Source organism: Nocardia sp. CDC159 (genome assembly GCF_023740735.1).
GTDB classification, from domain to species: Bacteria; Actinomycetota; Actinomycetes; order Mycobacteriales; family Mycobacteriaceae; genus Nocardia; species Nocardia pulmonis.
On sequence record NZ_JAMRXH010000006.1, the window covers coordinates 224,413 to 244,978 of the forward strand.

8 protein-coding genes are annotated in these 20,566 nt (G+C 70.4%); 7 read left to right on the top strand and 1 reads right to left on the bottom strand.

The features are described from left to right. Positions 1-19: 19 nt before the first annotated feature. The 5 genes from NDR87_RS15925 (at position 20) to NDR87_RS15945 (ending at position 18,340) form a co-directional block, all read left to right on the top strand. Positions 20-625 (top strand): 2'-5' RNA ligase family protein, encoded by a 606-nt coding sequence (locus tag NDR87_RS15925; protein WP_251913672.1) that lies wholly within the window; start codon positions 20-22, stop codon positions 623-625. 177 nt (positions 626-802) lie between these two features. Continuing rightward, complete coding sequence (lnt, locus tag NDR87_RS15930; protein WP_251913881.1) at positions 803-2,401, top strand: apolipoprotein N-acyltransferase; 1,599 nt, start codon at positions 803-805, stop codon at positions 2,399-2,401. A gap of 375 nt (positions 2,402-2,776) precedes the next feature. Beyond that, the gene (locus NDR87_RS15935; RefSeq protein ID WP_251913671.1) at positions 2,777-16,405 is read left to right on the top strand and encodes a non-ribosomal peptide synthetase; all 13,629 of its coding nucleotides are present in this window, start codon (positions 2,777-2,779) and stop codon (positions 16,403-16,405) included. Between the two features lie 76 nt (positions 16,406-16,481). After that, positions 16,482-17,471: an ATP-binding cassette domain-containing protein gene (locus NDR87_RS15940; RefSeq protein WP_251913670.1), complete on the top strand. Its 990-nt coding sequence runs from the start codon at positions 16,482-16,484 to the stop codon at positions 17,469-17,471. A gap of 80 nt (positions 17,472-17,551) precedes the next feature. Further along, positions 17,552-18,340, top strand: a complete 789-nt coding sequence (locus NDR87_RS15945) for an ABC transporter permease (protein ID WP_251913880.1) — start codon at positions 17,552-17,554, stop codon at positions 18,338-18,340. Positions 18,341-18,422: 82 nt separating this feature from the next. On the opposite strand, the gene NDR87_RS15950 is transcribed toward NDR87_RS15945, so the two are convergent. Next, on the bottom strand, positions 18,423-18,761 hold the full coding sequence (locus NDR87_RS15950) for an RNA polymerase-binding protein RbpA (protein WP_251913669.1): 339 nt from the start codon (positions 18,759-18,761) through the stop codon (positions 18,423-18,425). Positions 18,762-18,936: 175 nt separating this feature from the next. Here NDR87_RS15950 and NDR87_RS15955 point away from each other — a divergent pair, with 175 nt between their 5' ends. Next, positions 18,937-19,263 carry a hypothetical protein gene (locus tag NDR87_RS15955; RefSeq protein ID WP_062512128.1) on the top strand — a complete coding sequence of 109 codons (327 nt, stop codon included), beginning with the start codon at positions 18,937-18,939 and terminating at the stop codon, positions 19,261-19,263. Between the two features lie 201 nt (positions 19,264-19,464). Then, positions 19,465-20,550: a VCBS repeat-containing protein gene (locus NDR87_RS15960; protein WP_251913668.1), complete on the top strand. Its 1,086-nt coding sequence runs from the start codon at positions 19,465-19,467 to the stop codon at positions 20,548-20,550. Positions 20,551-20,566 lie beyond the last annotated feature (16 nt).

Below are 20,566 nucleotides of genomic sequence, written 5' to 3' on the forward strand. Positions count from 1 at the left end.
CGCCATAGGATGTGCGGCCGTGCGGAATTTCTTCGAATCGTCCCATTTCGACTGGCCGCTGCTGCGCGACTCGCTGCACGTCTACGTACTGCCGGACGAGCGGTTCTCGGCCACCGTGCAGCCGGTCGTCGGCGCGATCGCCGCCTTCGACGGCTGCGCTGCCGTCGCTCCGCCGTGGCAGCACGCGACCGTCACCCGAATCCCGTGGTGGCGCGGCGAGGTCGACGCCGCGGCGGTGGACCGGTTCGCCGCGGCGCTCACGGCCATTGCCGCCGACACCGCTCGATTCGCGCTCGAGATGCAGGGTCCGTTGCTGCACGACCTCGGTGTCGGAGTCCTCGCCGCCGAGGGACCGGAATGGAAACAGCTGCACACCGCCGTCCGCAATGCCGCCGTCGAGGTCTTCGGCGCCGAGCGGCCGCTGCCGCCGCCCCCGCCGATGCCGCACGTCTCCCTCGGCTACGGCATCGCCGAACGGGACTCGGGGCCGCTGGAGCGCTCGCTGTCGGATATCCGGACCCCGGCCGTGGTGACCGTGGACGCCCTGCACTTCCTGTCCGTCCACGCCGACCCCGAGGCGGGCACGTTCACCTGGGATCCGATCTCCTCGCACCCGCTGCGCTGAGCCCGGCCCCCGGTGGGACGGTGGTACCAGCAGTCCGTAGCATCTAGCTGTGCTTGGGTCGACGCCGCTGGCGGGAGCGGAACGGGGATGACGGAGCGGCGGGCCGACTCGGCAGGCGTCGGATCCGTGGATTCGGCCGAGTCGCAGGGTGATCCGGATGCCTCGGCGGGCGGCCGGATGGGAGCGTCGCGGAAGTGGTATCCGGTGCTCGGGCGGGCCGCGGCCGCGGTGGTGGCCGGACTGCTGATATTCGCCAGTTTCCCGCCACGCACCTGCTGGTATCTCGCGCCGCTGGGGATCGCGCTGCTGGTGCTCGTCGTGCGCGGTCCGGGGCGGGCGCGCGGGGGATTCGGCTACGGGATGCTGGCGGGGCTGGGGTTCTTCGTGCCGCTGCTGCCGTGGACCGGGATCTATGTCGGTCCGGTGCCGTGGCTGGGGTTGTCGGCGGCGTGTGCGGTGTATGTCGGGTTGTTCGGGCTGCTGGCCCGGGTGGTGAGTGCGCTGCCGGGGTGGCCGCTGTGGGTGGCGACGGTGTGGACGCTGACCGAGTGGGGGCGGTCGAGCTTCCCATTCGGCGGATTTCCGTGGGGCAGGCTGGCATTCGGGCAGGCGGACGGGTGGTTTCTGCCGTTGGCGATGCTGGGTGGCGCGCCGGGGGTGAGCTTCGCGGTCGCGCTCACCGGAACGCTGTTGGCGGCCTTGGTTATTCGGATGCGCGATGGGGGTGCGCCCGGGCGTTGGCGCGTAATTTCCACTCTCGCAACACTTGTGGCTATCATCCTGGGTACCGGAGTGATCCTCCGGGCCGCGCTGCCCGCCCCGGACGCCGGTGACCGGACGATCACGGTCGCGGCCATCCAGGGCAGCGTGCCGCGTCTGGGACTGGACTTCAACGCACAACGTCGCGCCGTACTCGACAACCATGTGCGGCGCACCGAGGAGTTGGCCCGCGCGGTCGACGCCGGGCAGGCCCCGCGGCCGGATGTGGTGATCTGGCCGGAGAACTCCTCCGATATCGATCCGCTGCGCAACGCCGACGCCGCCGCGGAGATCACCGCCGCGTCCCGGGCCATCCACGCGCCCATCCTCGTGGGTGCGGTCCTGATCAACGCCGACGACACCACGACCAACTCGGTGCTGGTGTGGGACGGCGACCGGGTGGGCGAGCGCCACGACAAGAAGATCATCCAACCATTCGGTGAATATCTGCCCTATCGCGGATTTTTCCGACATTTCTCTCAATACGCCGACCGGGCAGGTTATTTCGTCCCGGGCCACGGCGACGGGGTGGTGCACGTGCGGCCCGCCGGGGGCGGGGCCCCGGTGGCGATCGGCGTGGCCACCTGTTACGAGGTCGCCTTCGACCGCGCGTTCGAGGATTCGCTGCGCGCGGGCGCCCAGCTGCTGACCGTGCCCACCAACAACGCCACCTTCGGCCGCAGCGAGATGACCTATCAGCAGCTGGCCATGTCCCGCGTGCGCGCCGTCGAACACGGGCGGGCGCTGGTGGTTTCGGCGACAACCGGTGTCAGCGCGATCATCGCCGCCGATGGCTCCGTCGCGGAGCGGACTGGGCAGTTCGTTCCCGCCGCGCTGGTGGCGGCGCTGCCGCTGCGCGACACGACGACACTCGCCACGCGAATCGGGCCCCTGCCGGAAAGGCTGTTGTGTATGGTGGCCGCGATCGTTGTTGTGATTGCGGCTATTCGGCGGCGAACCTCGCTGCCGGCCCACCCGGCGAGTGAGGGCGCCATCGGCGGCCGGGTGCGTACGTAGCCGCACGCCAAAATTCCCCGGCAAGTAGGCATTTCGGACACCCTGGGCTCGATGCTGCGCGCGCGTATGAATCGTTGTCGTTCTGTGCTGTTCGCCACAACATAGCTGAATCTCCGGTACTGTTCTGTAAGACTCCCTGCCGTAGCTCGTTTCTCTGCTAGTTCAGGCACGACATCCACGTTTGCGGTGAGATAGCGGTTCAAAATCTCTCTCCGCCAACGTCGTTCGAAATGAAACAACTCGAGCACGTTACCGATCCGGTCGTGTCGATGCTCCGAATCATAGGGCGTGAATCACGGCCTGCGGCCGACGCGTACGCGCCGGCCGTGGCGGAGCTCGGGGAGTTGCGGCAACAGCGGCAGAACGGAGTGATTGATGAGTTCATTGGCCACCGACCGGGTCGACCAATGTTCCTCCGGCGAATTTTCGGCACAACCCTTCGCTCTGTCACCCGCACAGACCGCGCTCTGGTATGCCCAGCGGATCCGGCCCGATGTTCCGCTCACCATTGCCCAGTACGTGGAGATCCACGGCGATCTCGATGTGGGGCGGCTGCTGTACGCGATCGAGCGGTTCGGTGCGGAATCGCAGGTGGGCCAGGTGCGCCTGCTCGAGATCGACGGCATCCCGCATCAGGTGGTCGATCCCGCGCGCCGCCCCGGCTGGGCGCGCATCGATCTGCGGCACGAGGCCGATCCGCGCGCGGCCGCGCTGCGCTGGATGAACGAGCACGCCAGCAGCCCGCTCGATCTGGAACGCGATCCGCTCACGGCCAATGTCGTGCTGCGCGTCGGCGATCGCGACTACATCTGGTATTCGCGGGCCCATCACATCGTCATCGATGGTTACGGGGCGATGAACGCCTCGCTGCGCACGGCCGAAATCTATACGGCGCTGGAGAATCGCACCGAGCCGGTCGCCTCGCGCGCCACGCCGCTGGCCGAGATCTACGCCGAGGAATCGCGCTACCGCGACACCAGCCGCTTCCGCGCCGACCGCGAATACTGGCTCGAGCAGCTGGCGGGGGTCGGGGCGCCGATGAGCCTGTCCGGTTCCGGGGTCGCCGCCTCGGTGCCCGATGCGGGCCGCCGCCTGGCCGCGGCCGTGCTGGACCCGGCGGTGGCGTCCGAATTGGACGCCGCGGCAGCGGCGTTCGGCACCCAGAATCCGGCGCTGATCGTGGCCGCGCTGGCCTGCTATGTGCGCGCGGCCACCGGCAATCCGGACGTGGTGCTGAGCCTGCCGGTGTCCGCGCGCACCACCGTGGCGCTGCGGCGCTCGGCGGGCGTGGTGTCGAATGTGGTGCCGATCCGGGTGCGCTTCGACGAGTCCACCACCCTGCGCGAGGTGGTGCGGGCGGCCGAACTGCAGATCACCGGAGCGCTGCGGCATCAGCGCTACCGCCACGACGACATCAGACGCGACTGCGGCTATTCCCGCGACTCCCGCGGCTTCTTCGGGCCGATGGTCAACATCATGCTGTTCCACAGTGAGCTGAAGTTCGGCAGCCTGATCGGCTCGCTCAATGTGCTGTCCACCGGTCCGGTGGAGGATCTGTCGATCAACCTCTACAACGGCGCGGGCGGGCGCATCCACGTCGACTTCGAGGCCAATCCGCAGCTCTACGGTGCGGCCGAGGTGGCCGCCCACCACGGGCGTTTCCTGGACTTCCTGGCCCGGATCCTGGCCGCGGATCCGGATACCGCGGTGGTGTCGATTCCGGTCATCACCGACGACGAGCGCGATCTGGTGCTGCGGCACTGGAATTCGACGGCGGTCCCGCGCCAGGACGGCACCCTGGCCGGGCTGTTCGCCGAGCGCGCGGCGGCCTGCCCGGACGCGATCGCGGTGGAATTCGGCGACGAGGCGCTCACCTACGCCGAGCTGAGCGCGCGCGCCAACCGGCTGGCCCGGGCGCTGATCGCGCGCGGCGCGGGTCCGGATACCGTGGTGGGCCTGGCGATTCGACGCAGCCTGGAGCTGCTGGTCGGCATGTACGCCATCGACCAGGCGGGTGCGGCGTATCTGCCCATCGATCCGGACCATCCGGCCGAGCGCATCGGCCACATCCTCGACGCCGCGCGGCCGCTGTGCGTGCTGACCGCGGCGCGCGACGGATTCGGCCTGCCTGCGGCGGTCGAGCGGCTCGACGTCGACACCGTCGACGTGTCCGGCTTCGCCGCCGACCCGATCACCGACCGCGAGCGGCGCGCACCGTTGCGGCCGGATCATCTGGCGTACGTGATCTTCACCTCCGGCTCGACCGGAAAGCCGAAGGGCGTGGGCGTCTCCCACGCCGCGATCGTCAACCGGCTGCGCTGGATGCAGCACGAATATCCGCTCGACGGCACCGATGTGGTGCTGCAGAAGACCCCGGCCACCTTCGACGTGTCGGTGTGGGAGTTCTTCTGGCCGCTGCAGATCGGCGCGAAACTGGTGGTGGCCGCCCCCGACGGGCATCGCGATCCGGCCTATCTGGCCGGGCTGATCGCCGAGCGGGGCGTCACCACGGCCCATTTCGTGCCGTCCATGCTGTCGGTCTTCGTCACCGACACCGATATCCGCGGCTGCGCCTGCCTGCGCCGGGTGTTCTGCAGCGGCGAGGCCCTGCCCGCCGCGACCGTCCGCGACTTCCATGCCGCCCTCGGCGATTCGGCGGTGCAGCTGCACAACCTCTACGGTCCGACCGAGGCCGCGGTCGACGTCACCTACTGGGCGTGCACCCCGGACGAGGACAGCGTTCCGATCGGCGCGCCGGTGTGGAACACCCAGGTCTACGTGCTCGACGAGCGGCTGCGCCCGGTGCCGCCGGGTGTGGTGGGCGAGTTGTACCTGGCGGGTGTGCAATTGGCGCGCGGCTACCTCGGCCGCCCGGGGTTGACCGCGGACCGCTTCGTCGCCAACCCCTTCGGCGTCCTGTCCGGGAGTGCGATGGGGTGCGGTGACGGTGGCACCGGCTCGCGCCTGTACCGCACCGGCGACCTGGTGCGCTGGCGAGTGGGGGTCGGCGCGGACGGGGTGCTGGAGTATCTGGGCCGCAGCGATTTCCAGGTCAAGATTCGCGGCTTGCGGATCGAACTCGGGGAGATCGAGGCGGCGCTGGTGGCCGACGCGCGGGTGGCACGGGCGGTCTGTGTCGCGCATACCGCGCCCGGCGGCGATGAATTGGTGGCCTATGTGGTGGCCGCGCCGGGGGCACGGCTGGACACCACCGAACTGACCGGAGACCTGCGGCGGCGGCTGCCCGGATACATGGTGCCCGCACATCTGCGCGTGCTCGACGAACTACCGCTCAATCCGAACGGCAAGGTGGATCGGAAGGCGCTGCCCGCACCGGAACTCGGCCCGCGGCGGGTGGCGCGGGCGGCGGCGGGACCGCGCACGGAGGTGGAGCGGCGGCTGGCGGCGGTCTTCGCCGAGGTGCTCGGCGTGGACGATATCGACGTCACCGACAGCTTCTTCGATCTCGGCGGCAATTCGCTGTCGGCGGCGCGCGCGGTCGCCCGGATCAATGCCGCGCTGAGCGCGGGGCTGACCATTCGCGACCTGTTCGAATCCGCGACCATCGCGGCGCTGGCGGCCCGCCTGGACAGCCACAATCCCGACACCTCCTCGCCGCGGCTGGTGGCCGGGCCGCGGCCGGAACAGATTCCGCTGTCGCTGGCCCAGCAGCGGCTGTGGATCCTCAACCGCTTCGCCGAACACGCCTCGGCCTACAACATGCCGCTGGCGGTGGAGCTGACCGGGCCGCTGGATCCGGAGGCGTTGCGCGCCGGGCTGATCGACGTGCTGGAGCGGCACGAGAGCCTGCGCACCACCTTCCCGGACTCCCCGGTCGGACCGGTGCAGGTGGTGCATCCGCCCGCCGAGATCCCGCTCACGCTCGACCCGATCGACGCCACCGACGCCGACGCGCTGGCGCTGGCCACCGAATACGCCGGGTACGGCTTCGATCTGCGCAGTCAGGCCCCGATCCGGGTGGCGCTGTACGCCACCGGGCCGCAGCGCTACATCTTCCTCGTCGTGCTGCATCACATCTGCGGCGACGGCTGGTCGGTCGCGCCGCTGGCGCGCGATCTGATGACCGCGGTGGCGGCGCGCGCGGGCGGGCACGCCCCGCAGTGGACTCCGCTGCCGGTGCAGTACGCCGACTTCGCGCTGTGGCAGCGCGAACTGCTCGGCGACGAAACCGATCCGGCGAGCGCGCTGTCGCGTCAGCTCGCCTACTGGCGGGCCGCACTGGCCGATCTGCCCGATCAGCTCGACCTGCCGCTGGATCGGCCGCGGCCGCTGCAGCGCACCGGCGAGGGCGCGCGGGTGCGGTTCACCATTCCCGCCAGCACCCGCCGCGCGGTGGCGGCGCTGGCCGCCGACCGGGGCGTGTCCACGTTCATGGTGCTGCACGCGGCGCTGGCGACCCTGCTTGCGCGCCTGTGCAATACGACCGATATCGCGATCGGCACCCCGATCGCGGGCCGCTCCGATCCCGCGCTCGACGATCTGGTCGGCATGTTCGTCAATACGCTGGTGCTGCGCACCCGGGTCGATCCGGCCGCCGGATTCGACCGGATGCTCGATCGGGTCCGCGAGACCGATCTGGACGCGTTCGCCAATTCCGATGTGCCGTTCGAGCGGCTCGTCGAGGTCGTCAACCCGGCCCGCGACGCCGGTCGGCATCCGCTGTTCCAGGTGATGCTGTCCTATGAGAGCGCCCCGGATCTGCGCATCGATCTGCCGGAGGTCTCGGCGCGGGTGCTGCCGATGGAGGTCGGCGTCATCAAATTCGATCTGCAGCTGACCGTGCACGACACCGCGGCCGCGGAGGCCGCCAGCGCCGAGGACGGCCCGCTCACCGCCGAATTCGGCTACGCCACCGACGTTTTCGACACCGCCTCGGTGGAGGCGATCGCGCGCCGGTTCGTGCAGCTGCTCACCGCGGCCGTGGCCGCGCCGAGCGTGCCGGTCGGCGACCTGAGCATTCTCGACGCCCGCGAGACCGGCAGGCTGGTCCCGATCACCGGCGCGCCCGGTGAACCGCAGCTGACCCTGGCCCGGCTGCTCAGCGAGACCGCCGAGCGGCTGCCCGACGCGATCGCGGTGCGGCATCTGGGCCGCGACACCAGCTATCGCGAACTCGACGAGCGCTCGAATCGGCTGGCCCGCGTGCTGATCGAACACGGCGCCGGTCCGGAGGTGGTGGTGGCGATCGCGCTGCCGCGCGGGCTGGAATCGATCCTGGCGGTATGGGCGGTGGCCAAGACCGGTGCGGCCTATGTGCCGGTCGATCCGGACTATCCGGCCGAGCGGATCGCGCACATGCTGTCGGACTCCGGTGCGATGCTCGGTCTGACCAATGCGAAATGCCATGCGGCCATGCCGGATTGGCCGGTGCGCCGTGGGCGGCACCGCAAGCAGTACGTGGACTGGCTGCTGATGGGGTCGGCGCAGCTGGCCTCGGAGCTGTCGCGGTACTCGACGAATCCGGTCACCGACACCGAACGGCACTATCCGCTGCGTATCTCCCATCCGGCGTATCTGATCTACACCTCCGGCTCGACCGGCGCCCCCAAGGCGGTGGTGGTCACCCACGCCGGGCTGGCCTCGCTGGCGCACGAGCAGATGCATCTGTTCGGTGTCACCGATTCGGCTCGCACCCTGCACTTCTCGTCACCGTCGTTCGACGCCTCGGTGCTCGAGCTGCTGCTCGGCTTCGCCGCGGGCGCGACCATCGTGGTCGCCCCCGCGGGCATGTACGGCGGCGCGGAACTGGCCGCGCTGCTGCGCGAGGAGCGGGTCACCCACGCCTTCATCACCCCGGCCGCGCTGGCCACCGTGCCGCCCGAGGGACTGGACGAGCTGGAGGCGGTCATCGTCGGCGGCGACGCCTGCCCCGAGGAACTGGTGCAGACCTGGACCGCCGGACATCGCATGCACAACATGTACGGCCCGTCCGAGGCGACGGTCGCCGCGACCGCGACCGGGCCGATGGTCGCGGGCCGCCCGGTGCCGATCGGCCTGCCGGTGCGCGGGATGCGGCTGTTCGTGCTCGACGCGCGACTGCATCCGGTGCCGCCGGGTGTGCCGGGTGAGTTGTATCTGTCCGGACCGGGTCTGGCGCGCGGGTATCTGGGGCGCAGCGGCCTGACCGCGGTGCGCTTTCCGGCCAATCCGCACGGCCGCCGCGGCGAGCGCATGTACCGCACCGGCGATCTCGTGGTCGCCGACGCCACCGGACAGCTGCGCTTCCTCGGCCGCGCCGACGATCAGGTGAAGATTCGCGGTTTCCGCATCGAACTGCGCGAGATCGACCATGTGCTGCGCGCGCATCCGGACGTGCGGTTCGCGCTGACGGTCGTGCACAACGGCGAGCACGGCAGCACCCGGCTGGCCTCCTACGTCACCACCGACGGCGACCTCGATCCGGGCGAGCTGCTGGCCACCGCGCGCAAGCAGCTGCCCGGCTATATGGTGCCCGCGGCGATCACCGTGCTGGACCAGGTGCCGGTCAGCCCGTCCGGCAAACTGGACCGGAAGGCGTTGCCGGAACCGCAGTTCGGCGTGACCGGGCCCTCGCGCGCGCCGGAGACCGAGCTGGAGCGGCAGGTGGCACGGGTCTTCGAGACCGTGCTCGGCCATCCGGTGCCCGGCGCGGAGGACAGCTTCTTCGATATCGGCGGCAATTCGCTGCTGGCCACCCGGCTGACCGCGGCGCTGCACGACGAATGCGGCGTGGACCTGCCGGTGCGGGTGATCTTCGAGGCGCCCACGGTCGCGGGGGTGGCCGCGCGGCTGGCCGACGCGCCGCGCGCGCCCCGGCTGACGCTGGGCCGGCACGAGCCGCGCCCGGCGCGGGTGCCGCTGTCGCTGCCGCAGCAGCGAATGTGGTTCCTCAACCGGTATTCGCCCGAATCCAGCGCCTACAACATCGCCTTCGTGCTCGGCATCGAGGGCGAGCTCGACGTGACCGCGCTGCGCGCGGCGCTGACCGATGTGATCGATCGGCACGAGGTGCTGCGCACGGTGTTCCCGGAGGACACCGACGGCGGTGACGCGTATCAGCACGTGCTCGACATCGAGGCGTGTGTGCCCGCGCTCGAGCCGGTGCCGGTCGACGACGCGAAGGCCGACCGGCTGCTCGCCGAATTCGCCCGCCGCGGTTTCGATCTGACCGTGGAGCCGCCGCTGCGCATGCTGTTGCTGCGCGACGAATCCGGTGGTCACCGGCTGGGTATCGTGCTGCACCACATCGCCGCCGACGGCTGGTCGCTGGGCCCGCTGACCCACGATCTGGCCGTGGCCTACGCCGCCCGGCGCGGCGGGGTGGCCCCCGCCTGGGCGCCGCTGCCGGTGCAGTACGCCGATTACGCGCTGTGGCAACGCGATTGCCTCGGCGACGCCACCGATCCGGCCAGCCCGGCCGCGACCCAGCTGGCGTTCTGGCGCGAGACGCTGGCCGAGCTGCCGCAGCGGATGTCGCTGCCCTACGACCGGCCGCGCCCGGCGGAGCCGACGCAGCGGGCGGACACGGTCACCGTCGAGGTGTCCGAGCAACTCGCGCACCGGCTGGAGGAACTGGCCCGCGCCCAGAACGTGAGCCGGTTCATGGTGTTGCGCTCGGCGCTGGCGGTGCTGCTGCGCATCGTGACCGGCGGGCGCGATGTGGTGATCGGTACCCCGATCGCCGGGCGCACCGACACCCGCCTCGACGAGCTGGTCGGCATGTTCGTCAATACGCTGGTGCTGCGCTCGCTGGTCGATCCCGACCGCAGCTTCGCCGAACAGCTGCAGGTCGATCGCGACGGCGAACTGGCAGCGATGGCGCACGCCGATCTGCCGTTCGACCGGATCACCGAGGAATTCGGCCGCGGCGGGGCGAATCCGCTGGTGCAGGTGGCGCTGACGGTGCAGGACGCGCCGACCCCGGTGCTGGAGCTGCCCGGGCTGCGGCTGCGCGCCGACGAACTCGATATCGCCGCCGCCAAGTTCGATCTCGAACTGCGCGTGCCCCAGGCCGGGGGCAGCCTCGAATTCGTCTACGCCGCCGAACTGTTCGATCACGACACCGTCCGCACCCTGGCCGACCGGCTGCACAGGGTGCTCGACACCGTGGCCGCCGATCCGCAGGTGCGGGTGCGCGACATCGATGCCCGCACCGACCACGAACGCAGCCTGCTGGCCCCCGCCTACGGGCCGGTGCCCACGCCGCAGTGCAGTCTGGCGAACTACTTCGCCGTGGCCGCGCACCTGCACGCCGAGCGCACCGCGATCCGCGCCGGTGACATCGAACTGAGCTACGGCGAGGTCGACGCCTATTCGAATCGCCTGGCGCGGGCGCTGATCCGGCGCGGGCTGGGTCCGGGCGACCGGGTGGCGATGGGCCTGACGCGCTCGGTCGAATCGGTCGTGGCGATGCTGGCCATCTCCAAGGCGGGCGCGGCGTTCGTGCCCACCGATCCCAACTATCCGACCGATCGGCTGCGGCATATGCTCACCGATTCGGGCTGCCGCACCGGCGTGACGTTGTCGGCGCATGTGGTAGCGCTGCGCGAGGCGGCGGTCGGTGGCCGCGCGACCGAGTGGCTGCTGCTCGACGATCCGGAGCTGATGGCCGAGATCGAGGACCTCGACGACAGCACCGTCACCGATGCCGACCGGGTCGCCACCATGTGGACCGCGGATCTGGCGTATGTCATCTACACCTCCGGTTCCACCGGAAAACCCAAGGGCGTGGCCGTGACCCACGGCGGCCTGTCCAATTTCGCCGACGAGATCCGCGACCGCATGCGGGTCGATCGCGAGGCGCGCACCCTGCACTTCGCCACGCCGAGCTTCGACGCGGCCATCTTCGATCTGCTGCTGGCCGTCGGCGCGGGTGCCACCATGGTCATCTGTCCGACCGATGTGTACGGCGGCGACGAACTGGCCGCGCTGATGGATCGCGAACGGGTCAGCCACACTTTCATGACTCCCGCCGCGCTGGCCACCATCGACCACGACCGCTGGCCGCTGCCGCATCTGCGCGCGCTGGCGGTCGGCGGCGAGGCGCTGGGCGCGGAGCTGGTGGCGCGGTGGGCCCCGAACCGGTTGCTGCTCAACGTCTACGGGCCGACCGAGACGACCGTGGTGATCACGCTGTCGGCTCCGCTGGTGGCCGGTGAGCCGATCACCATCGGCACCCCGGCGCGCGGCGCGCGGGCGCTGGTGCTCGACGAGCGGCTGCGGGCGGTGCCGGTCGGCGTGCCCGGCGAGCTGTATCTGGGTGGTCAGGCGCTGGCGCGCGGCTATCTGGATCGATCCGGGCTCACCGCAACGCGTTTCGTGGCCGATCCGTACGGTCCGGAGGGCACCCGGATGTACCGCACGGGCGATGTGGTGCGGTGGAATGCCCGCGGTGAGCTCGTGTATCTGGGCCGCAGCGACCATCAGGTGAAGGTGCGCGGCTTCCGAATCGAACTGGGCGAGATCAGCGAGGTGCTGTCCACCCATCCCGCGATCCGCTTCGCGCACACCGAGGTTCGCGAGATCGCCGGGGCGCGACGGCTGGTGTCGTATGTGCTGCCCGCCGATCCGCGCGCCGGTGTCGACGCCGAGCAGCTGCGCGCCCACGTCGCCCAGCAGCTGCCCGCGCATATGGTGCCCGCGAGTATCACGGCGCTGGAGTCCATTCCGCTGACCCCGGTCGGCAAGCTCGACCGCGCCGCCCTGCCGCAGCCGCGGCTGATGGCGACCGCGGCGCGTGAACCGGAGTCCGAGGCCGAGCGGCTGGTGGCGACGGTGATGGCCGAACTGGTCGGCGCGGACGGTGTCGGCGCCGACGACAGCTTCTTCGATGTCGGCGGAAACTCGCTGCTGGCGACGCAATTGGTGGCCCGGCTGGCCGCGGCCACCGGGGTGCGGCTCGAGGTGCGCACGGTCTTCGCCGCGCCGACGGTCGCCGAGCTGGCCACCCTGCTGGAGGCGGGCGGCGGCACGGACCCCACCCCGCAGCTGCGCCGCCGCCCGCGCCCGCCGCGGATTCCGCTGTCGGCGGCGCAGCGGCGGCTGTGGTTCCTGGCCCGGTTCAACGAGAGCGCGGGCGCACAGGTGGCCGGGGTCTACAACGTGCCCGTCGCGCTGCGGCTGCGCGGGGAGCTCGATGTCGAGGCGCTGCGGGCGGCACTGCACGCGGTGCAGCGGCGGCACGAGACACTGCGCACGATCTTCGGTGAGCTAGAGGGCGAACCGTTCCAGCGGGTGCTCGATCCGGCCGAGGCGGCCGTGGAACTGCCGGTGCTCGAGGTGGCGGAGTCCGAGGTCGCGGCCCGGGTGACCGCCCTGGCGGCAACGGGATTCGAGCTGGCGGCCGAGGTCCCGGTGCGGGCGCGGCTGCTGCGGCTGGCCGCCGACGAGCACGTGCTGGTACTGGTCGTGCACCACATCGCGATGGACGGCTGGTCGCTCGAGCCGCTGGCCGCCGATGTGGCCGCGGCCTACACCGCCCATCGCGCGGGCGCGGCCACCCCGTGGGGCGAACTGCCCGTGCAGTACGCCGATTACACGCTGTGGCAGCGGGAGACACTGGGCAGTGAGGACGATCCGGATTCGGTCGCCAGCCGCCAGCTCGAGTACTGGCGTGGCGCCTTGGCGGGCATTCCGGAGCTGCTGGCAGTCCCGGCCGATCGGCCGCGCCCGCCCGCGCCGAGCTATCGCGGCGGCACGGTCGACTGCACGATCGATGCGCGGACGCACCGGGAGTTGCAGGCGATCGCGCAGCAGCACGGCGTGACCATGTTCATGGTGCTGCACGCCGCGCTGGCCACGCTGCTGCACCGGCTCACCGCCGTCGACGACATCACCGTCGGCACCCCGATCGCCGGGCGCGGGCATCCCGCGCTGGATCCGATGGTCGGCATGTTCGTCAACACGCTGGTGCTGCGCACCCGCATCGAGGGCGGGGTGTCGTTCGCCGAACTGCTGGCGGCGGTGCGCGAGGTCGATCTGGAGGCGTTCGCGCATGCGGACGTGCCGTTCGAGCGGCTGGTCGAGGTGCTCAATCCGGCGCGCTCGCAGGCGCATCACCCGATGTTCCAGGTGATGCTGTCGGTGCGCAATCAGCCGGTGCGGGTGCTCGAGCTGCCGGAGTTGCGCATCGAGGCCGCCGACGCCGATCCCGGCATCGCGAAATTCGATCTGCAGTTCACCGTCACCGAATCCTGGAGTGCGCGCCGCGAACCCGACGGCATCACGGTGTCGGTGAACTTCGCCCGCGACCTGTTCGACGAGGCGACCGCCGCCGGTCTGGGCGCTCGGCTGGTGCGGTTGCTCACCGCGGCCGCCGCGAATCCGGCCCTGCCCGTGGGCGATCTGGAGCTGCTCGACGGCGCGGAGTGGTCGAGCCTGGCCCCGGTGCGCGGTGCGGAGCCCGACCGGCCGCTGACGCTGCCGGAGGTGTTCGAGGCGGCGGCGCGGGTCAATCCGCAGGCGGTGGCGCTGCGCTGCGCTGGAACCCAGATCACCTACGATGCGCTCGACCGGTGGACCAACCGGCTGGCGCGCGTGCTGATCGCACTCGGTGTCGGCCCGGAAACCCTGGTGGCGCTGGGGATTCCGCGCTCGGCCGAATCGGTGGCGGTGACGCTGGCGGTGGCCAAGGCCGGTGCTGCGTTCGTGCCGATCGATCCGACCTATCCCGAACACCGCATCGCGCACATGCTCACCGATTCCGGTGCGGCGCTGGGCATCACGCTCTCGGCGCATCGCGAGCGGATGCCCGACGGCGCGAGCTGGACGGTGCTGGACGCGCCGTCGTTCCGCCGGCGCGTGCTGCGCACCTCCGATGCGCCGATCACCGCGGCGGAGCGGCCGATGGCGCTGCGGATGGACAATCCGGCCTACGTCATCTACACCTCGGGCTCCACCGGTGTGCCCAAGGGCGTGGTGGTCACCCACGGCGGATTGTCCAACTTCGCCGCGGAGACCGCGCAGCGCTTCGACGTGCGTCCGGGCTGCCGGGTATTGCATTTCGCCACACCGAGTTTCGATGCGGCGATGCTGGATCTGCTGATGGCCCTCGGCGGCGCGGCTACGCTGGTGATCGCCCCGGCGGGGGTGTACGGCGGGGCCGAGCTGGCGCGGGTGTTCATCGACGAGCAGATCACCCACGCCTTCATCACCACCGCCGCGCTGGGCACCGTCGACCCGACCGGGGTGACCGCGCTGCGGCATGTGCTGGTGGGCGGCGAGGCGCTGCCGCCGGAGCTGGTGAACCGGTGGGGGACCGACCGCAATCTGTACAACGTGTACGGGCCGACCGAGACCACCATCGTCACCGTCGTCTCCGAGCCCATGTCGCCCGGTATGCCGGTCACCATCGGCGGGCCGATCCGCGGTGTGGCGGCGATGGTGCTGGACGCGCGGCTGCATCCGGCTCCGGCCGGGGTGACCGGCGAGCTGTATCTGGCCGGTCCCGCGCTGGCCCGCGGCTATCTGCATCGGCCGGGGCTGACCGCGGGGCGGTTCGTGGCCAATCCGTACGGCAAACCGGGCGAACGCATGTACCGCACGGGCGATCTGGTGCGCTGGGTCGAACGCGCGGACCGGCGCGATCTGGAGTACGTGGGCCGCACCGATCATCAGGTGAAGATCCGCGGCTTCCGCATCGAACTGGGCGAGATCGACGCCGCGCTGGCGCACCATCCCGCGGTCGAGTTCGCGACCACCATGGGCTATCGCACCCCGGCCGGGTCGACGGCGCTGGTGGCGTATGTGAAGCCGCGGCGCGGCCACGAGCCGACGGTGGCCGAGCTGACCGCGCACGTGGCCGAGCTGGTGCCCAATTACATGGTGCCGCAGGCGATCACGCTGCTGAACGCGGTGCCGCTAACCCCGGTCGGCAAGCTCGACCGCAAGGCCCTGCCGGAACCGGTGTTCGGGGCCGGTTCCGGATATCGGGCCCCGTCCACCCCGGTGGAGGCGGCGCTGTGCGCGGCCTTCGCCGAGGTGCTCGGCGTGGCGTCGGTCGGCGCCGACGACGGCTTCTTCGAACTGGGGGGCAATTCGCTGCTGGCGACCAAGGTGGTGGCCCAGTTGCGCTCGGCCGGAATCGAATTGCCGGTGCAGCTGATGTTCGGCGACTCCAGCCCCGCGGCCATCGCGCGGCGGCTGGCCGCCACCGCCGGGGACGCGCTGGCGGCGGCGCTGGAGCCGCTGCTGGCCATTCGCTCCGCGCCGGGATCGTCGGCGCCGCCGCTGTTCTGCGTGCATCCGGCGATCGGGTTGTCCTGGTGCTATTCCGGTCTGCTGGCGCATCTGCCCGCCGACCGGCCGGTGTACGGGTTGCAGGCCCCGCACGTATCCGGCGGCGACGAGCATGCCTCGATCGCGGCGGCGGCGAAAGACTATGTGGCGCACATCAAGTCGGTGCAACCACACGGCCCCTACCATCTGCTGGGCTGGTCGCTGGGCGGTTTGATCGCCCAGGAGATCGCGGTGCGGCTGCAGGAGGCCGGGGAGCAGGTGGCGCTATTGGCCCTGATGGACAGCTATCAGCTGTCCGACGAGTGGCTCGAGCACGCCATTCCCGGAATCGCCGATATCATCGGCGAATTCGGCAGTGACCTGCTCGGCGGCGATCATGCCGTCGATCCGCGCCTGACCCTGCAGGACGCGGCGGAACTGCTGCGCAACCGACCCGGGCCGTTCGCGGCGCTGACCGTGGAGCATCTGCAGCGGCTCTACACCGGTTACGCCAACGGCGCGGTGCTCGCGCACGGCTTCCGCCCCCGTGTCTTCGACGGTGATCTGCTGTTCTTCACCGCCGCCGACGACGAGATCAACCGGGCCGACCCCACCCGGTGCGCGCAGGCCTGGGAGCCGTATGTGACCGGCGCGATCCACGATCAGAAGGTGCGGTGCCGCCATTCCGGTATGACCACGCCGGAGGCGCTCGCGGTGATCGGTCCCGTATTGCGAGATCACCTGGGCGGCAGCGGTTCTTGTGCCGACGACGCGAAGGAGACCAAGTGAGCGAGCGCAGCGAGCGAACTCATGGGCACAGCGTGTGCAAACACATGCCGGAGCCGAGCGCCAGCGAGGTGGAGGCATGAGTTTGGCGGTGGAGGTCGCGGGCCTGGTGAAGAACTACGGCCGGGTGCGGGTCCTCGACGGAATCGATATGGAGATCCCGCAGGGCACCGTGATGGGGCTGCTCGGGCCCAACGGGGCCGGTAAGACCACGACCGTGCGCATCGTCACCACGCTGCTCAAGCCGACCGAGGGGCGGGTGCGGGTGGCGGGGGTCGACGTGCTGCGCGATCCGGCCCGCGCCCGCACCCGAATCGGACTGTCGGGCCAGTACGCGGCGGTGGACGCGAACCTGTCCGGCTTCGAGAACCTGCGCATGGTCGCCCGGCTCTACGGGATGAACCACAAGCAGGCCGCGGCGCGGGCCAGCGAACTGCTCGCGGCGCTGGGCCTGGACCATGCCGCCGATCGGCGCGCGGGCACCTATTCCGGCGGCATGGCCCGGCGGCTGGATCTGGCGGGCGCGCTGGTCGCCCGGCCGCAGGTGGTGGTGCTCGACGAACCGACCACCGGCCTGGATCCGCGTGGGCGCCTGGACATGTGGCGGGTGATCGGCGAACTGGTCGACGACGGCACCACGGTGCTGCTCACCACGCAGTATCTGGAGGAGGCCGACCTGCTGGCCGACCGGATCACGGTCATCGACCGCGGCCGGGTGATCGCGCGCGGCTCGGCCGACGAGCTCAAGACCGCGATCGGCGGCGACCGGCTCACCGTCACCCTGGCCGCCGGACAGGATCCGAAGACCGCGATGTCGGTGCTGGCCCAGGTCGGCATCGGCGAGCCCGCGCACGAGGCCGGGACCGAGGAGGTCTCGATCGTGGTCGGCGACGGCTCGCGGACCATGGTCGAGGCGCTGCGCCGTCTCGACGACGCCGGGGTGCACGTGGTCGACGCGGGCGTGCACCGGCCCAGCCTCGACGAGGTGTTCCTGGCGCTGACCGGCACCTCGACCACGGCGAGTGAGGAATCCGAAACCGACGACGTTGCAGAGGAGATCATGTCGTGAGTACCGCGGAGCTGGCGGTCGAGCCGGATGTCGGCGGCGCGGAAGGCGGTTCGGTGCGGGTGGGCCGAATTTCCGCGCCGGTGCGCGTCTTTCGCGACAGCGCGATCGTGGCGTACCGAAATCTGCTGACGATCCTGCGGGTGCCGACGCTGCTGGTGACCGCGACCATCCAGCCGCTGATGTTCGTCTTCGTCTTCGCCTACATCTTCGCGGAATCGCTGGGCGGCAGCCAGTATCGGGAATTCCTGCTGGCGGGCATCTTCACCCAGACCGTCGCGTTCAACGCCGCCTTCACCACGGTCGGGCTCGCCAACGATCTGTCCAAGGGCATCATCGACCGGATGCGCACGCTGCCCATGTCGCGGCTGGCGGTGCTGATGGGGCGGACGCTGTCGGATCTGGTGGTCAACGTGCTGTCGCTGGCGGTGATGGTGGGCTGCGGCTATGTCGTGGGCTGGCGGATCAACGGCCCGATCGCCGATGCCGCGCTGGCGTTCGCGGTGATCCTGCTGTTCGCGTTCGCGATGTCGTGGGTCGGGGCGCTGACCGGACTGCTGTCGCCCACGGTCGAGGTGGCCCAGAGCGCGGGGCTGATCTGGATGTTCCCGCTGACGTTCATCTCCTCGGCATTCATCTCCGCCGGATCGCTGCCGGGTCCGCTGCGCACGATCGCGGAATGGAACCCGATCACTGCGGTCTCGGCGGCCGGGCGCAAGTTGTTCGTCAACGATGCCCCGCCGACCTTCGCCGCGCCGCAGGGGTGGGCCGCCGAGCACTGCGTGGAATACGCGGTGCTGTGCTCGGTCGGGATTCTGGCGGTCGCGGTGCCGTTGGCGCTGGCGCAGTACCGCAAGGTCGCCAGCCACTGAGCTGTTCCGAACGCGTGGCTGGATACGCGAAAGGCCGCATTCACTCTGCGGGGAATGCGGCCTTTCGTCGTGTTCGTACCGGCTAGGCCCGTCCGCGACGGGTCTTGAGCAGCTCCAGCCGCTCCTGCAGCAGCTCCTCGAGCTCGTCCTTGGAGCGGCGCTCGAGCAGCATGTCCCAGTGGGTGCGCGGCGGCTTGACCTTCTTGGGCTCCTGGGTGGTGCCCTCGATCAGAATGCCCTCCTGCCCGTTGCGGCACAGCCAGGTCGGGGGGATCTCGGCGTCGTCGGCGAAGGGAACATCGAATTCCTCGCCGTTCTCGGTCCGGTACCGCGCCACCCGACGCGGCGCCAGGTCGTGGTCGCGGTCGGTCTCGTAGCTCACCGCTCCGAGCCGGCTGCCTCGGAGTACGCGATCTGCCATGGTGTGCGGTCCTCTCTAGCCTGTCGGCAACGCTCTACATGTCTTGCAACGCGGAAAGCCGTATAACAGTTCCCGGCGAGGGTCAACCCCATCATTTTACTCGGTGCTTGCAGGTGGGGAAAATTTCGGCGCGCCCACGCTCGTTCGGGCCCCGTTGCCGTTAAGGTGTCGGCTCATGCCGCGTCGTGTGCTGTCGTCCTGTTCGTGGTGTGGACGAGAGATCGCCGAATCCGAGATCGGGCGGCGTCGCCGCTATTGTCGGCAGTCCTGCCGGCAGCGCGCCTACGAGCATCGGAAGGGCTTGGAGGGCACTGGAATTCCCGAGGACGCGGTGGTGCTGTCGGCGCAGGAGGCCGCGGATCTGGCCGATCGGTGGTTCGCGGCGCGGTGTGCGGCCGAGGATGTGGCGACCGCGGTGGCCGAGGGCGCGGACGCGGCGGAGCTGGCGGCGCTGACCGAGACGCTGGTGATGCTGACCAAGGACGCCGAGCGGTTGCGCTGAACCGGGCACTGTGCCCAGTGTCGCGCCGGTTCGCCCGCCAATTCGACGAATTCGGCGGAACCCGGCGTGACCTGCTGTTCTCGTCGCCGAAAATTCCTGTCACCACATCGAGTGGCTCGGCTCGACACAGGAATTCTCATGCACGTTCGCCGCATATCCCTTCGCCTTGTTCTCACGCTCTGTGCACCGGTCCTCGCGGCTGTGCTCGCCGCACCGGCACTGGCGGCCGGGCGGATCGACTTCGCGCCCGCGGTCGCCTCGCCCTCGGGTGGCAACTTCCCCTCGTGGGGTCCGGGTCCCGCGCCGATCGGCATGGTCGGGGCCGATTTCAACGGTGATCGGGTCACCGATGTGGTGGCCGCGGATTTCGGTGGGGACGGGGCGGTGCTGATGGTCGGCAAGGGAGACGGGACGTTCCGGCCGGGGACGCGGGTCGGATCGGTGGGCAACGGGTTCGGGGCGGTCGCGGCGGGGGATCTGAACGGGGACGGGAAACAGGATGTGGTGCTGCAGGGTTGGGTGAAGGTCGCGATATTCCTGGGCAATGGTGACGGGACATTCCGCGCCGGGCAGACCCACGTCAGCGTGGAGGGTGCGCAACAGCAGGTCGCGGTGGTGGATGTGAACGGCGACGGTCGGGCCGATGTACTGAGCATGGTCCCGACCGGGGTGAAGACCTGGTTCGGCAATGGCGACGGCACGCTGCGGGCGGGCCCGTCCGCGCATATCGCCGGGACGTCCGCGGCCTACACCACCGGCAGGTTCAACGGCGACAACATTCCGGACCTGGCCGTCAACAACGATGTGCTGCAGCAGGTGGAGGTGTTCTTCGGCAACGGCGACGGCGGCTTCACCCGCCAGGGGGCCAGCACCAGCGGCCTGATCACCGAGGATGTACGGGCGGCCGATTTCGACCGGGACGGCATCGATGACGTCATCACCGCGGATTCGTTCTCCTTCAGTACCACCGTCCTGCTCTCCGACGGCAAGGGCGATTTCAAGAAGACCAATCGGGTCAACCTGTCCGGCGCCGGCCCCACCAGCATCGCCGTCGCCGATTTCGACGGCGACGGCAATCAGGACGCCGCCATGTCGGCGGTCCTGACCTCCACCATGGTGGTCCTGCAGGGCAGGGGCGACGGCACGGTCACCAAGGTCGGCAACTTCCCCGTGACCTCCCAGCCGCAGACCCCGGTCCTCGCCGATTTCGACCGCGACGGCAAGGTCGACATCGCCGTCTCGGGCAGCGCCAACGAGGTCTCGTTCCTGAAGAACCGCTCGTCCTAGCTGTTTCCTTTCCGGC